At 44.7% G+C, this 16,084-nt stretch carries 10 protein-coding genes; all 10 read right to left on the bottom strand.

Annotated features, from left to right (window positions below; genetic code table 11):
* Window positions 1-8 precede the first annotated feature (8 nt).
* The 10 genes from PGQ38_RS03925 to PGQ38_RS03880 all read right to left on the bottom strand — a co-directional run bounded on the left by PGQ38_RS03925 (window position 9) and on the right by PGQ38_RS03880 (window position 15,883).
* The gene (locus PGQ38_RS03925; RefSeq protein WP_204452237.1) at window positions 9-1,223 is read right to left on the bottom strand and encodes an LL-diaminopimelate aminotransferase; all 1,215 of its coding nucleotides are present in this window, start codon (window positions 1,221-1,223) and stop codon (window positions 9-11) included.
* A 20-nt stretch (window positions 1,224-1,243) separates the two neighbouring features.
* Window positions 1,244-2,683: an Asp-tRNA(Asn)/Glu-tRNA(Gln) amidotransferase subunit GatB gene (gene gatB, locus PGQ38_RS03920; protein WP_204452239.1), complete on the bottom strand. Its 1,440-nt coding sequence runs from the start codon at window positions 2,681-2,683 to the stop codon at window positions 1,244-1,246.
* The gene (gatA, locus tag PGQ38_RS03915) at window positions 2,680-4,152 is read right to left on the bottom strand and encodes an Asp-tRNA(Asn)/Glu-tRNA(Gln) amidotransferase subunit GatA (RefSeq protein WP_187565696.1); all 1,473 of its coding nucleotides are present in this window, start codon (window positions 4,150-4,152) and stop codon (window positions 2,680-2,682) included. The genes gatB and gatA overlap by 4 nt, the downstream gene beginning before the upstream one ends.
* An 11-nt stretch (window positions 4,153-4,163) precedes the next feature.
* Window positions 4,164-4,457: an Asp-tRNA(Asn)/Glu-tRNA(Gln) amidotransferase subunit GatC gene (gatC, locus tag PGQ38_RS03910; protein ID WP_118578476.1), complete on the bottom strand. Its 294-nt coding sequence runs from the start codon at window positions 4,455-4,457 to the stop codon at window positions 4,164-4,166.
* Between the two features lie 66 nt (window positions 4,458-4,523).
* Window positions 4,524-5,855 carry an aspartate--tRNA(Asn) ligase gene (gene aspS, locus PGQ38_RS03905; protein WP_148462913.1) on the bottom strand — a complete coding sequence of 444 codons (1,332 nt, stop codon included), beginning with the start codon at window positions 5,853-5,855 and terminating at the stop codon, window positions 4,524-4,526.
* A 104-nt stretch (window positions 5,856-5,959) separates the two neighbouring features.
* A complete protein-coding gene (locus PGQ38_RS03900; protein ID WP_118578478.1) occupies window positions 5,960-6,514 on the bottom strand; it encodes an ANTAR domain-containing response regulator in 555 nt (184 codons plus the stop codon).
* Window positions 6,515-6,533: 19 nt separating this feature from the next.
* A complete protein-coding gene (gene glnA / locus PGQ38_RS03895; RefSeq protein ID WP_148462972.1) occupies window positions 6,534-7,856 on the bottom strand; it encodes a type I glutamate--ammonia ligase in 1,323 nt (440 codons plus the stop codon).
* Between the two features lie 337 nt (window positions 7,857-8,193).
* The gene (locus PGQ38_RS03890; RefSeq protein ID WP_204452241.1) at window positions 8,194-9,678 is read right to left on the bottom strand and encodes a glutamate synthase subunit beta; all 1,485 of its coding nucleotides are present in this window, start codon (window positions 9,676-9,678) and stop codon (window positions 8,194-8,196) included.
* A gap of 14 nt (window positions 9,679-9,692) precedes the next feature.
* Window positions 9,693-14,240 (bottom strand): glutamate synthase large subunit, encoded by a 4,548-nt coding sequence (gene gltB, locus PGQ38_RS03885; RefSeq protein WP_118578479.1) that lies wholly within the window; start codon window positions 14,238-14,240, stop codon window positions 9,693-9,695.
* A 14-nt stretch (window positions 14,241-14,254) separates the two neighbouring features.
* Window positions 14,255-15,883, bottom strand: a complete 1,629-nt coding sequence (locus tag PGQ38_RS03880; RefSeq protein ID WP_118578480.1) for a CTP synthase — start codon at window positions 15,881-15,883, stop codon at window positions 14,255-14,257.
* Window positions 15,884-16,084 lie beyond the last annotated feature (201 nt).

Raw genomic sequence — 16,084 nt, 5'->3', positions numbered from 1 at the left:
AATTATAATTACAAACTCTTGATCCTGTCAATGGCTTTCAGAGTATTCTCATAAGTTCCAAACGCAGTCAGACGGAAATAGCCCTCTCCATGAGAACCAAAACCAGAACCTGGCGTACCAACCACATTTGCATTTTTAAGGAGATAATCAAAAAACTCCCAGGAAGTCATTTTATCCGGTGTTTCCAGCCAGATATAAGGCGCGTTCACACCACCGGAAACAGAGAAGCCAGCTTTTGTCAGCTCATCATGGATCAGCTTTGCATTTCTCATATAATAGCCAACCTGATTCTTCAGCTGAGCCTTACCTGCCTCAGAATAGACAGCCTCTCCTGCCTTCTGTACAATATAAGGAGCACCGTTAAACTTGGTGCCGTGACGTCTTGCCCACAGACTGTGAAGTGATACCCCATCTCGTACCAGTTCCTTCGGAATAACCGTAAATCCAAGACGAACACCAGTAAATCCGGCATTCTTGGAAAAGCTTCGAAGTTCAATCGCGCATGTTCTCGCACCCTCGCACTCATAAATACTGTGCGGTACATTTTCCTCAGAGATATAAGCCTCATAAGCTGCATCATAAATAATCACACAGCCATTTTTGTTGGCATAATCCACCCATTTCTGCAGTTCATCCTTTGTAATAGCAGAACCGGTCGGATTATTTGGAAAGCAAAGATAGATCAGATCCGGCACTTCTGATGGAAGCTCCGGCAAAAATCCATTCTCCTTGCGGCATGGCATATAGATCACACCGTCAAAATTTTCACGAACCGTATTATACTCTCCGGTACGGCCCGCCATAACATTGGTATCCACATAAACCGGATAAACCGGGTCACACACAGCAACCTTATTGTCTGTTCCAAAAATCTCCTGAATATTACCAGAATCACTTTTCGCACCATCAGAAACAAAAATCTCATCTGCTGCAATATTGCATCCTCTGTCCTGGTAATCGTTCTTTGCGATTGCCCTTCTCAGAAATTCATACCCAAGATCTGGCGCATAACCGTGAAAAGTCTCTGCGTGAGCCATCTCCTCGACTGCCCCGTGAAGAGCATCAATAATAGCCGGAACCAGCGGCTGTGTCACATCACCAATACCAAGGCTGATCACCTCTTTATCCGGATTCTCTTCTTTATAGGCACGCACTTTTTTTCCAATTGTAGAAAAAAGATAGCTTCCTGGCAGTTTTAAATAATTATGATTAACGGTAACCATCTGATTATCCTCCTGTAAATCTACTTTCTCTTCTCAACCTCAGCCAGCAGCGCCTCTCTCACGCTTGCCGGGTTTGCCTTGCCCTTCATTTCCTTCATGATCTGACCGACAAAGAAGCCCATAACCTTCTCTTTACCTCCAAGAAGCTCAGACAGCGGTCCAGGGTTCTCATCCAGAATCCTGCTGATGGTGCTGCTAAGAAGCCCGGTATCCTCCACGATCTTTAAGCCATGCTCTTCCACATAAGCTACCGGATCAACATCCTCATCAAATACCTTTTCAAATACCTTCTTGGCATTCTGTGGGCTTACCTCCTTCTTATCGACCATTGTGAGAAGATCTGCAAGATGCTGCGGTGTAAATCTTAACTTCTCAGCCTCAATGCCTTTTTCCTTCATAAGACGAAGCACTTCCACCATAAACCAGTTTGCCGCCTTTTTCGGATTGCCGCTCAGCGTAGCCACATCTTCAAACAAAGCAGCCAGATGTCTGGACTCTGTAAGAATCTGGGAATCATACTCCGGAAGACCAAACTCACTCTGATAACGGGCAGCCTTCTCCTCCCGGAACTCCGGCAGCTCAGTTCTGATTTTTGCGATCCACTCATCAGAAATATGGATCGGCGGAAGATCTGGATCCGGGAAATAGCGGTAATCCTTTGCATCCTCCTTAGAACGCATTGCATGAGAAGACTCTTTATTGTCATCCCATCTTCTGGTCTCCTGGGTAACGCTTTTACCCATCTCCAGAAGCTCGATCTGACGCTCTCTTTCGCCCTCAATAGCATGTGCTATGGCCTTAAAAGAGTTCAGGTTCTTCATCTCTGTTCTGGTTCCAAGTGTATCGCTTCCTGCCACTCTCACAGAAAGGTTCACATCAGCACGCATGGAGCCCTCCTGAAGCTTACAATCGGAAACACCCAGATACTGCATGGTACAACGAAGCTTCTCCAGATAAGCGATAACCTCATCTGCACTTCTCATATCCGGCTCAGAAACGATCTCGATCAGAGGAACACCGCTTCGGTTGTAATCTACCAAAGAGCAGTCCTCCCACTCATCATGGATCAGCTTACCTGCGTCCTCCTCCATATGCATCTCATGGATCCGGACTTTTTTCTTACCAGCTTCTGTCTCGATCTCCACAAATCCATCATGGCAGATTGGCAGATACAGCTGGGAAATCTGGTAGTTCTGCGGATTATCCGGATAAAAATAGTTCTTACGGTCAAATTTGCAATACTGATTGATGCTGCAGTTTGTGGCAAGGCCTGCGCGCAGGGCAAATTCTACCACCTTTTTGTTTAATACCGGAAGAGAACCTGGCATACCAGTACACACCGGACAGGTGTGGGTATTGGGTGCCCCTCCAAATGCTGTGGAGCAGCCGCAGAAAATCTTTGTTCTGGTGGCAAGTTCTACATGAACCTCAAGTCCGATAATAGTCTCATACTGTTTCATGCTCTCTTACCTCCTTCCTCTGGTGTTCCAAAATTCCCTCTTACGCTTTCATAGGCATGGGCAGCACGAAGGATCTTCCTTTCCATAAAACAGTCTCCGATCATCTGGATTCCGATTGGAAGTCCGGCACTGTCTTTTCCGCAGGGAACTGTAATTCCTGGAAGTCCGCAAAGATTTACGGCAACTGTATAAATATCCCCAAGGTACATTGCCATAGGGTCTTTTAAGCTTTCTCCGATTTTCGGCGCTGTATAAGGAGCTGCCGGGGCAAGAAGCACGTCGTATTTTTCGAAAGCCTGATCAAACTCTTTTTTAATAAGTGCTTTGGTGCGCAGGGCTTTCAGATAATAAGCATCGTAATAACCAGAGCTTAAAACAAAGGAACCAAGCATGATACGACGTTTTACTTCTTCTCCAAAGCCCTCCGTTCTAGTACGTTTATACATATCATGAAGACCGTCATATTCTTTTGCACGATAGCCATATTTTACGCCATCAAAGCGCTCCAGGTTGGAGCTTGCTTCTGCGCTGGCAATAATATAGTATGCCGGAATCATATATTCCATAGTTTTGACAGAGAAAAATTCTACAATTGCTCCCATCTGGGTCAGCACTTTCAGGGTTTCCATAAAGGCATCTTTTACCTCTGGCGAAATTCCCTCTGACAGATATTCCTTCGGAACACCAAATTTCATTCCTGTAATCTTATCTGTCATCTCACTGGAAAAATCCAGGTCTTTTCGGTCAATGGAAGTACTGTCTTTCGGATCATGGCCAGCGATCACTTCCAGAAGTGCTGCGCAATCTGCCACATCTTTTCCAATCGGTCCGATCTGATCCAGAGAAGAGGCATATGCAACCAGCCCATAACGGGAAACCGTACCATAAGTAGGCTTCATTCCTGTTACACCACAATAAGAGCTTGGCTGACGGATGGAACCTCCTGTATCAGAGCCCAGTGCCAGATAAGCCTCTCCTGCTGCTACAGCTGCACAGGAGCCGCCTGAGGAGCCGCCTGGAACATGCTCTGTATTCCATGGATTTCTGGTAATGCCATAGGCAGAAGTTTCCGTCGTACTTCCCATGGCAAACTCATCCATATTTGTTTTTCCGATAATGATCATTCCTGCTTTTTCAAGCCGGCTGATCACCTCTGCCTGATACTGGGGAACAAATCCTTCCAGAATTTTTGACGCACAGGTAGTAGGTTTTCCCTGTACACAAATGTTATCTTTGATAGCAATGGGAACACCGGCAAGAGGACTGGTATAAGTTCCGTCCTCAATGCCTTTTTCCACCTCTTTTGCTCTTGCATACGCTTCTTTTTTATAAGTGTCCAGATATGCGTGGATTCTGTTATCTTTTTCCTCTATTTTAGAAAAGACATCCTTGACGCCGTCCAGAACACTGACCTCATGTTTTTTAATCTTATCAGCCAGCTGTAAGGCTGTTAATTTTTCTAATTCCATGTGAATGTCTCCTATCCTATGGTCTTTGGAACCTGATACTGTCCTTCTTTGGCTTTTGGCGCATTTGCAAGCATTGCCTCGCTGTTGTCACCATTTGTAACTTCATCCTCACGAAATACATTCTGGTCGCCAAAAATATGGGACATTGGTTCAACACTGGATGTATCCAGTTCATCCAGCTTATCTACATAATCAAGCATTTCCTGCATATCTTTTTTTGCCTTTTCCTTCTCTTCTTCTGTAAGGGAAAGTTTTGCAAGAATGCAGACATTTTCCATGGTTTCATCGTCAATCTGTTTTGCCATTTTCTCATCCTCCTGCACAGAAATTATTACGCTCCACACTCGAGCCTGTCTGAAAAATCAGCTTTTTTATGGCTCCAGTCTGTTCAGGTCTCTTGGGAACAGGCATGCCTCACGGACATTTTCCTCCCCGAGAAGCTGCATGGTAAGACGCTCCAGACCGATTCCAAGACCACCATGAGGAGGCATACCGTATTTAAATGTATCCAGATACTGTTCCATTCCTTCTGTCTCCATACCTCTGTCCTCTATCTTTTTCAGAAGGGCATTGTAATCGTGAATTCTCTGTCCTCCTGTTGTGATCTCAAGGCCATGGAAAAGCAGGTCAAAGCTTAACGTAAATCTGGTATCCTCTGGATCATCCATTGCGTAGAACGGACGCTTCTTAGATGGATAATGGGTAACAAAAACAAAATCCGCATTATATTCTTCTTTAAAATACTGACCAATCAGGGCTTCCTCCTCCGGCTCCAGATCAAATGGATTACGGATCTGACGGTTGTATTTCTTCGCAACCAGCTCTTTTGCCACATCAAAACGAACTGCCGGAATCCTGGAAGCATCTGGAAGCTCAACCTTCAGGATCTCCAGTTCTTTTGCATAATCCTCTTTTAAAAGCTTCATTGCATACTGCAAAAAGCCAGTCTCCATAGCCATGATCTCTTCAAAGCTATCAATATAGCCCATCTCAAAATCAAGACTCGTATATTCATTTAAATGTCTTTTGGTGTTATGTTTCTCAGCACGGAAAACAGGTCCGGTCTCAAATACTCTGTCAAAAACTCCCACCATCATCTGTTTGTAAAACTGTGGGCTCTGAGCCAGAACAGCCGGTTTATGGAAATAGCTGAGTTTAAACAGGTTCGCGCCTCCCTCAGCACCTCTGGCTCCGATCTTCGGCGTATGGATTTCCGTAAATCCATTTTCATAGAGATAATCACGAAAAGCCCTTGTCAAAGCTTCCTGGATTTTAAATCTTGCGCGCTCCTGAATATTGCGGAGGGAAAGGGAACGGTAATTTAATTTGGCTTCCAGAGAAGTATTCAGCTTCCATTTATCGATTGCAAGAGGAAGAGGTTCAGCCGGAGAAGACAGCACCTGAATTTCACGAATGTGAAGCTCTCTGCCATGAGGCGCTCTCTCTTCTTTATTTACAACACCTTTTACTCTTACTGTCATGCCTTCTTTCAGATCATGAATGGAAAAATCAACATCCTCATTTACTAAAACGGTCTGAAACAGACCCTCTCTTCTTCTGATAATTACAAATGCAACATCTCCCATGTTGCGGATACTGTGAATGGCGCCCTCCAGGATGGCTTCCTGATTCAGAAGTTCTTCTCCCATCAGTGCATCCCAGCTGCTCACTTCTTTTTTCCAGCTTCCATCCAAAAACTCCATTTCCTCATCCTCCATTTCCTAAAATCATAAAAATATATCTTATAAAAACCCCAGCCAGAATTTCTGAAAAATCCTATACAACAGGATTAGAATTCTGCCTTAGACTATACCTCATCATATAACAGCATCAGAACCATCTGAGCTGTCTCTACCATATTTGTCCCGGAATCCATACTGCATTTCTGAATGTACCGGTATGCATCTTCTTCGCTTAAATGGTTTCGCTCCATAAGAAGAAACTTTGCGTTGGAAATGTAATTCTGCTCTTTCCAGGAACGCGTTTTCGGTTTCTTCTTCTCTTTTTTTAGCCGCCGCTCGATCTGGGACAACATCATATCCACCGTGTTTACCAGGTCGCTGACTTTCATTGGCATTTCCACAGTAAGGACGGATGTAGGCGCTTCCGCAATCACTCTTCCAGATGCCAGCAACAGCATTTCAAAATATGAAGGAATATCTTCCAGCACATCCCGGTAATACCGGTCCGTCAGCTTATAACCACAGATCAGAATACCTCCGTCCAACTCACTCATGCTGGCAAGTGCTGTTGAAGCAGTTGAACATACCGCAGCTACAGAAAAACCGTGCCGGTTCAATATGGTACGTATTTTCTTTGCGTCATCGATTTTCGGTAATGCAATTACAATGCTGCTGTTCATACCATGCTACTCTCTTATCTTAAATCTTGTATAAATACTGGCTGATTTCCCACTCGCTTACCTGTCTCATATAATTCAGCCATTCTTCCTTCTTGGCAGCTGCATATTCCTCACAGAACTTTTTACCAAGTACACTCTGGATCCAGGTGCTATTCTCGAAATGTGTAAGGGCATCATCCAGGTTCAGCGGAAGATTTCCAATATTCATAGCTTTCTGGTCAGATTCGGAAAAAGAACGATCCGATGCCTTGGTAGGATATAATTTCTGCTGAATTCCATCCAGACCGGCTGCAATGCAAACAGCAAACACAAGGTAAGGATTTGCAGATGCATCTGGGCTTCGAAGCTCGATTGCCAGGCTGTCTGATCTTAAATTGGAAATACGGATCAGAGAGTTCTGGTTATTCTTTGTCCAGGTCAGTTCTGTAGGAGCATCATAGCCAGGTACAAGTCTCTTGTAGGAATTCACAAGCGGATTGGTAATGGCGGCCATCTCTTCACTATGTGCAAGAAGACCACCGATAAAATGATAAGCATCCTCGCTGAGACCATTTACATCATCAGGATCAGCAAATATATTTTTTCCATCTTTATACAATGCAAAATGAATGTGCATACCGGAACCATTCACCTCAGCTCTCGGCTTTGGCATAAAGGTTGCATGAAGTCCATGCCGTTTTGCAATGGTGCGGACTGCCATTTTGAAAGTCATCACACAGTCAGCCATTTCATTTGCACCGGAAAATTTAAAATCAATCTCATGCTGTGCCGGAGCGGTTTCATGATGGGAAGATTCAATTTCATATCCCATATCTTCCAGATTCAGAACCATATCACGTCTTGCATTTTCTCCCAGATCCAGCGGGCTGATATCCAGATATCCAGCTTTTTCATGAGTCAGTGTAGTGGGAACTCCGTTATCATCTGTGTGAAATAAGAAAAACTCACATTCCGGATCCACTTCACAAACATAGCCTTCCTTAGCAGCCATCTCTACCACCTGTTTCAGAATATATCTCGGGCTTTTCTCAAGCGGCGTTCCATCTGAGCGGTAGATATCACAGAGCAGTCTGGCTACCTTTCCCTGCTGCGGACGCCACGGAAGAATGGTGAAAGTATTATAGTCCGGATGTAAATACATATCCGGCTCTTTCTCCCCTGCTATTCCGGCAATGTAGGAGCTGTCTACTACATATTCATTATCCAGTGCCCGGGGGAGCTCCCGAGCTGTAATCGCAATATTTTTCAAAGTACCGAACATATCGGTAAACTGAAGACGAATGAATTCTACATCCTCGTCTTCTGCCATCTGTAACACTTCTTCTCTGGTGTAATTCCCCATGGTGTTCTCTCCTTCTTTCACTCTCATGCCCTCATCCATCCATTACGCATGACTTATTTAAACAAAAAAGGCGCACTTCAAAAAGATACCCTTCTGAAGAACGCCCTTGTTCATGGAGGTAATTATAGCAATGAGGTCATGCTTTGTCAACTTATTTTTTACCACTTTACCATATCAGCGTTGTATAAAATGATGTACAAAATAAATCTTTTGTATCAGAACGGAAAATCGGGAGCAAATTTAGTTTGCCCCCGACCATACTTTTTATATACTCTCTTTTTTATTTTCCCGACAGCGATTCAGCAGGTATTATTCCACAAAGCATTTTTTTGCCAATTTACAGATAAGAATATCCCATCAGGGATTCATCCACTGCCTTTGCGGCTTCTCTTCCTTCACGGATTGCCCATACTACCAGAGACTGGCCTCTGTGCATATCTCCTGCTGTGAAAACCCGCGGTACGCTGGTCTCATAAGCTTCCGGTTTTGTCTCTACGTTAGTTCTTGCAGTTGTTGCAACCTTAAATGCATCAGTCACATATTTCTGGCTTCCAAGGAAACCAGCTGCGATCAGTACCAGGTCTGCAGGGATCACTTCTTCCGTCCCCTCTACCGGAACCATCATCATACGGCCTGTTTTGGCATCTTTCTCGCTTTTCAGCTTTACGATCCGGGCCTGGCAGACATTTCCGTTTTTATCTTTGATAAATTCAGTAACGGTTGTCTGGTAAACCCGGGGGTCATGTCCAAACACTGCAATTGCTTCTTCCTGGCCATAGTCTGTTTTTAAGACCTTTGGCCATTCCGGCCATGGATTGGAAGCAGCACGCTCTGTTGGCGGCATTGGCATCATTTCCAGCTGTGTTACAGATTTGGCGCCGAGACGTACGGAAGTACCCACACAGTCATTTCCGGTATCACCACCGCCAATTACCAGCACATGTTTGCCTCTTGCCTCTTCATAAGGAGCTTTGGTAAAATCGCTGTCCAGAAGAGTTTTGGTGACTTTTTTCAAGAAGTCTACTGCAAAATAAATTCCCTTTGCATCTCTTCCCGGCACTTTAATATCACGGGGATTGGAAGCTCCGCAACAAAGGATTACACGGTCATATTTCTTCAAAAGTTCCTCTGCTGTAATATCCACTCCAACATTTGTATTTGTCACAAATTTCACACCCTCAGCTTCCATCAGCTTCAGTCTTCTGTCGATCACAGATTTCTCCAGCTTCATATTTGGAATGCCGTAACGAAGAAGTCCGCCGATCCGGTCACTTCTTTCGAATACAGTTACATTGTGACCTCTTCTGTTTAACTGCTGTGCTGCTGCAAGTCCGGAAGGACCGCTTCCGATAACTGCTATGGTCTTTCCTGTACGAACCTTCGGAGGCTGTGGAACAACCCAGCCTTCTGCATATGCAGTCTCAATGATGGCACGTTCATTTTCCTTAGTGGAAACAGGCTCTCCATTTAAGTTGCAGGTACAGGCTGCCTCGCAAAGTGCAGGGCACACACGGGAGGTAAATTCCGGGAAGCTGTGTGTCTTGTTCAGACGAAGAAACGCCTGTTTCCAGTTTCCGGTAAATACCAGATCATTTGTCTCTGGCACCAGGTTGTGAAGCGGACATCCGGAAGCCATGCCGCCGATCATCATGCCTGCCTGGCAGAAGGGAACGCCGCAAGCCATGCAGCGTGCTCCCTGAAGTTTTTGTTTCTCTTTATTAAGAGGAGTACGGAACTCCTTGAAATTGGCAATTCTTACTTTTGGCGGCAGAACCTTTGCCGTCTCTCTGTTATATTCTAAAAATCCAGTCGGTTTTCCCACGATCTTCTGCCTCCTTAATGCTTAACTCCTATGCTTTCGTAGAATGCTTCCATCTGCGCCTGCTCACTGTTCAGACCTTTTTCCTCAAGCTTTGCACTTAATGTGATCATCTTCTTGTACTCATTTGGAATGAGTTTTTTGAAGTGAGGCAGATACATGTCAAACTGATCCAGAACCTTCTGTCCAAGCTCCGATCCCGTTGCAGCTACATGTGCTTCGATCAGATTTTTCAGTTCTTTTTTGTCATATTTATTGTCTACTTTTTCAATAGAAATCATCGCTTTATTTAAGTTCTTATAAAGAACATTTTCCACATCCAGAACATAAGCGATACCGCCGCTCATACCTGCTGCAAAGTTTTTACCGGTTCTTCCAAGAACTACCACACGACCACCGGTCATGTACTCACAGCCGTGCTCTCCCACTCCTTCCACAACTGCATTGGCACCAGAGTTACGAACTGCAAAACGCTCACCTGCCATACCGTTAATAAAGGCAGTTCCACTAGTTGCACCATAAAGAGCAACGTTGCCGACAATAATGTTATCTTCTGCTTTGTAACCGGCATTTTCCGGAGTCTTCAGGATCAGCTTGCCACCGGAAAGACCCTTTCCAAAGTAGTCGTTGCAGTCGCCGGTAAGCTTCAGAGTAAGACCCTTCGGGATAAAGGCACCAAAGCTCTGTCCTCCGGCTCCTGTACAATCAATCTCTACCGTGTCTTCCGGCAGTCCGTTTTTATTATTTCTGGTAATCTCCGCACCAAGGATTGTTCCAAATGCACGGTCTGTGTTCTTTACTTCTACCGAAAATCTGGTCTTCTCACCGCCATGAATTGCGCGACTGCATTTCTTCACAAGAACTTTCTCATCCAGAGTCTTCTCCAGCTGGAAATTGTACTCTGCTTTCGGATCAAAGGTTACCTCGCTGCCAACTTTTGCATATGGATTGTTCAAGATTGCACTAAGGTCTACTTTACCTTTGTGTGGCTCATCAACTGCATCTGTAGCAACCAGAAGATCTGTGCGTCCTACCATCTCTTTCAGGCTTCTCACACCCAGTTTTGCCATATATTCACGAAGCTCCTGGGCAATAAATTTCATAAAGTTCTCAACATATTCCGGTTTGCCTTTGAATCTCTTTCTCAGCTCCGGATTCTGGGTAGCTACACCAACCGGGCAGGTGTCCAGATTGCAGACTCTCATCATTACACAGCCCATAGTTACAAGAGGTGCTGTAGCAAAACCGAATTCCTCTGCACCAAGAAGTGCTGCAATTGCAACATCACGACCGCTCATCAGTTTACCGTCTGTCTCAATGCGGACACGGTTACGAAGTCCGTTCATAAGCAGTGTCTGATGGGTTTCAGCAAGTCCAAGCTCCCATGGAAGTCCTGCATTGTGAATGGAGCTTCTGGGTGCTGCACCAGTACCTCCATCATATCCGGAAATCAGGATTACCTGTGCACCAGCCTTTGCAACTCCGGCTGCAACCGTACCAACGCCAGCCTCAGAAACCAGCTTTACAGAAATATCTGCATATTTATTTGCATTTTTCAGGTCATAAATCAGCTCTGCCAGGTCCTCGATGGAATAGATATCGTGATGCGGCGGCGGGGAGATCAGAGAAACACCAGGTGTGGAGTGACGGGTTTTCGCAACCCATGGATAAACCTTCTTCGCCGGAAGATGTCCACCTTCACCAGGTTTTGCGCCCTGTGCCATTTTGATCTGGATTTCTCTTGCAGATACCAGATAACGGCTGGTAACACCGAAACGACCACTGGCTACCTGTTTGATCGCAGAACATCTGTCATCTTTTGTTCCTGCTGAATCCAGTCTTTCATTGCTTTCACCGCCCTCACCGGTATTTGATTTTCCATGAAGATGGTTCATTGCAATAGCAAGTGTCTCATGTGCTTCCTGAGAAATGGAACCATAGGACATGGCACCAGTCTTAAAATGCTTTACGATTTCATCAACACTCTCCACCTCTTCAAGAGGGATAGGATTTTCTGCATACTTAAAGTCCATAAGCGCACGAAGATTGCCGTGATTTTCCTTATCCACAAGATCTGTATACTGTTTGAACATCTCATAGCTGCCTGTTCTTGTAGACTGCTGAAGGAGATGAATGGTTGCCGGATTGTAACGGTGCTCTTCTCCCTGGCTTCTCATTTTGTGGGCACCCACACTATCCAGAGTAAGGTCTGTGGTAAGTCCTAACGGGTCAAATGCTTCTGAATGAAGCTTTTCTACATTCTCCTCAATATCTTCCAGTGTAATGCCTCCAACACGGCTTACAGTACCTGTGAAATATTTATCGATAACATCCTGAGATACACCAATTGCCTCGAAAATCTGAGATCCCTGATAAGACTGGATTGTAGAAATACCCATCTTGGAAGCAATCTTAACAATACCGCTGATAACTGCATGATTATAATCGTCTACAGCTGCATAATAATCCTTGTCCAACATATGGGTATCAATCAGCTCATGGATTGTCTCCAATGCCAGATATGGGTTGACTGCACTTGCGCCATAGCCCAGAAGAGTAGCAAAATGATGAACCTCTCTCGGCTCGCCGGATTCCAGGATAATAGCAAGAGAAGTACTCTTTTTCGTCTTTACAAGATGCTGATGTACTGCAGAAACAGCCAGCAGAGACGGAATCGGCATATGGTTTTCATCCACGCCTCTGTCGGAAAGTACCAGAATATTGGCACCGTCCCTGTATGCTTTATCAACTTCCACAAACAGACGGTCAATAGCACGCTCCAGCTTTGTGCTCTTATAATAAAGAGTGGAGACAACAGCCACCTTGAAGCCTTCGTGATGCATTTCCTTAATTTTCAGCATATCTGTATTGGTAAGGATCGGATTGTTAATCTTTAATACCTTGCAGTTCTCCGGAATCTGCTCCAGAAGGTTTCCGTCTTTTCCAACATAAACGCTTGTGCTGGTGACAATCTCCTCACGGATCGCATCGATCGGCGGATTGGTTACCTGTGCAAAAAGCTGTTTGAAGTAGTCAAAAAGCGGTCTGTTCTGTTTGGAAAATACTGCCAACGGTGTATCCACACCCATTGCGCCAATGCTCTCAGCACCATTTAACGCCATGTTTCGGATAGAAGTACGATACTGCTCGTAAGTGTATCCGAAAGCCTTCTGAAGACGAGAACGCTGTTCCTCTGTATATTCTTCCATTCTTTCGTTTGGAATCTTAATATCTTTTAAATGTACCAGATTGCTGTCCAGCCATTCGCCGTATGGCTGTTTCTTCGCATACATCTCTTTTAATTCGTTATCATCGATGATCTTGCCCTGAACCGTATCTACCAGAAGCATTTTTCCAGGATGAAGACGCTCTTTTAATATGATTTTCTCTTCCGGTACCGGCAATACTCCAACCTCAGAAGAAAGGATCATGCAGCCATCGGATGTTACGTAATATCTGGACGGACGAAGACCGTTACGGTCAAGCACTGCACCCATCACATCTCCATCTGAGAAAAGAATAGATGCAGGTCCATCCCATGGCTCCATCATAGTGGCATAATACTGATAGAAGTCACGTTTTTCCTGGGAAATGGTATCGTTATTTGCCCATGGCTCCGGAATGGTGATCATCACTGCAAGAGGAAGATCCATGCCGCTCATGGTAAGGAATTCCAGCGTATTATCGAGCATTGCAGAATCGGAACCATTTCGGTTGACTACCGGAAGGATTTTCTGCATTTCCCCTTCTAAGTATGGGGACTCCATATTTTCCTCTCTTGCCAGCATCTTATCTGCGTTTCCCCGGATAGTGTTGATCTCACCATTGTGCACGATCAGACGGTTTGGATGTGCTCTCTCCCAGCTTGGATTTGTGTTGGTACTGAAACGGGAATGTACCAATGCAATCGCAGATTCATAATCAAGGCTTTGAAGATCAGAGAAAAATGTACGAAGCTGTCCAACCAGAAACATACCTTTATAAACAATCGTACGGCTGCTCATAGAACATACGTAAGTGTTGTCATTACTCTGTTCAAACTCACGGCGGGCAATATACAGTTTACGGTCAAATGCGATGCCTTTTTCCAGATCATCCGGCTTTTTGATAAATGCCTGCATAATGCATGGCATGCACTCTCTTGCCTTATGTCCAAGAACCTCCGGAACTACCGGAACTTCTCTCCAGCCAAGGAACTCCAGTCCCTCTTTTTCCACAATGATCTCAAACATTTTTTTTGCCTGGGCACGTTTGATCTCGTGCTGTGGGAAAAAGAACTGGCCAATACCATATTCTCTTTCCTGGCCGATTTCGATTCCCTCTTTTTTACATGCTTTCTTAAAAAATTTATGGGAAATCTGAAGGAGGATACCAACGCCATCACCTGTTTTGCCTTCTGCATCTTTTCCGGCACGATGATCCAGATTCTCTACAATCCGCAATGCGTTGGCAACTGTATCATGGGATTTTTTGCCTTTGATATTGACAACTGCACCGATACCGCAGTTATCATGTTCAAATTCCTGACGGTAAAGTCCCTGCCTTTCCTTTATCACTTCTTTCATTTTCCTCATCCTTTCTATTGTTGATTAAGAGTTTCCTCTTTGTTTACTTTATCTACAGCTGCCTGGATAAATCCACGGAACAGCGGGTGAGCATGGTTCGGTCTTGATTTGAACTCCGGATGTCCCTGGGTTCCTACAAAGAATGGGTTTGCCGGAATCTCGATCATTTCCACAATGTGACCATCAGGAGAAGTTCCTGCTATGGTCATGCCTTTTTCTGCCAGTTCTTTGCGATATGCATTGTTAACTTCATAACGATGTCTGTGACGTTCCTGAATTTCTTTCTGTCCGAAAAGTTCCAGGGATAAAGAACCATCCGCAAGCACACATGGATAACTTCCAAGGCGCAGGGTTCCTCCAAGATCTTCCACATCTTCCTGGTCTGGCATAAGGGCGATTACCGGATTGGTGGTTTCTGGTGCAAGTTCAATGCTGTTTGCATCTTCATAACCAAGTACATGACGGGCAAATTCTACGATTGCCATCTGCATTCCAAGACAGATTCCAAGGTATGGGATCTTATGCACGCGGGCATACTGGGCAGCCAGGATCATTCCTTCTGTTCCTCTTCCGCCGAAACCACCTGGAACCAGGATTCCATCTACCTGGTAAAGCCTCTGATCCAGGTTCTTCTCGTTTAACTCTTCGGAATCAATCCAGGTAATCTCTACTTTCGCCTTGCATGCGATTCCGCCATGTTTCAGAGCTTCCACCACACTGAGGTATGCATCATGAAGCTGGGTATATTTTCCTACCATAGCAATGTTTACAGTTTTATCCGGATGGCGGAGATTTTCTACCATAGCTTCCCAGTCCGTAAGGTCTGGTTTTCTTTTTTCAAGTCCCAATGACTGCATGACCACATCTGCCAGTTTTTCACGTTCCATCGCAAGTGGGGCTTCATACAGATACTCTACATCCAGATTCTGAAGTACATGGCTTACCGGCACGTTACAGAACAGGGCAATTTTGGCTCTCAGATCGTCGGTCAGCGGATATTCACTTCTGCATACCAGAACATCCGGCTGGATTCCCATTGCCTGAAGCTCCTTGACACTGGCCTGGGTTGGTTTTGTTTTCATTTCTCCTGAAGCTTTCAGGTATGGAATCAAGGTTACATGAATAAGGATTGCATTTTCATGTCCCACATCATGCTGAAACTGTCTGATGGATTCCAGAAATGGCTGGCTTTCAATATCTCCTACCGTTCCGCCGACTTCGATAATGGCAATCCTGTTTTCATCCGGGGATTTTGCGCGATAGAAGCGGCTTTTGATTTCATTTGTAATATGAGGGATTACCTGTACGGTTCCTCCTCCAAAGTCTCCATGACGTTCTTTTTGTAAAACGGACCAATAAATTTTTCCGGTAGTTACATTGGAATTTTTATCCAGGCTTTCATCAATGAATCGTTCATAATGGCCAAGATCCAGGTCGGTCTCAGTTCCATCGTCTGTTACGAAGACTTCTCCATGCTGAATAGGGTTCATGGTTCCGGGATCAATGTTGATGTAAGGGTCAAATTTCTGCATTGTGACCTGAAAACCTCTTGCCTTTAAAAGTCGCCCAAGTGAAGCTGCTGTGATTCCCTTTCCCAGTCCTGACACAACACCGCCAGTGACAAAAACGTATTTTACTGCCATCTTTCGATTTCCTCCTCCAATTGCTTTTAATGTGTTCTAATATGTAAAAAAGGCGTCAAAGAGGAGGATTAGGGGGCACTTAACCTATCCATTTCTCTTTGACGCCTTTGTCAAAACAAATTCTTATTCAAAAATATGGTATATAATATATCATTTTTTTGGCTTTGTCAATCCACTTTTTTGCTATTTAGTGTGTTGAAA

The sequence above is a fragment of the Blautia faecis genome, assembly GCF_027662325.1.
GTDB lineage: Bacteria > Bacillota > Clostridia > Lachnospirales > Lachnospiraceae > Blautia_A > Blautia_A faecis.
The sequence above is the reverse complement of the archived record's forward strand: the minus strand, read 5'-3'. Positions and strand labels throughout refer to the sequence as shown.

Bases quoted from the DNA above. Each gene is read 5' to 3' on its own strand.
- PGQ38_RS03925 (WP_204452237.1), bottom strand. From the start codon at position 1,223: ATGGTTACCGTTAATCATAATTATTTAAAACTGCCAGGAAGCTATCTT.
- gatB (WP_204452239.1), bottom strand. From the start codon at position 2,683: ATGAAACAGTATGAGACTATTATCGGACTTGAGGTTCATGTAGAACTT.
- gatA (WP_187565696.1), bottom strand. From the start codon at position 4,152: ATGGAATTAGAAAAATTAACAGCCTTACAGCTGGCTGATAAGATTAAA.
- gatC (WP_118578476.1), bottom strand. From the start codon at position 4,457: ATGGCAAAACAGATTGACGATGAAACCATGGAAAATGTCTGCATTCTT.
- aspS (WP_148462913.1), bottom strand. From the start codon at position 5,855: ATGGAGTTTTTGGATGGAAGCTGGAAAAAAGAAGTGAGCAGCTGGGAT.
- PGQ38_RS03900 (WP_118578478.1), bottom strand. From the start codon at position 6,514: ATGAACAGCAGCATTGTAATTGCATTACCGAAAATCGATGACGCAAAG.
- glnA (WP_148462972.1), bottom strand. From the start codon at position 7,856: ATGGGGAATTACACCAGAGAAGAAGTGTTACAGATGGCAGAAGACGAG.
- gltB (WP_118578479.1), bottom strand. From the start codon at position 14,240: ATGAAAGAAGTGATAAAGGAAAGGCAGGGACTTTACCGTCAGGAATTT.
- PGQ38_RS03880 (WP_118578480.1), bottom strand. From the start codon at position 15,883: ATGGCAGTAAAATACGTTTTTGTCACTGGCGGTGTTGTGTCAGGACTG.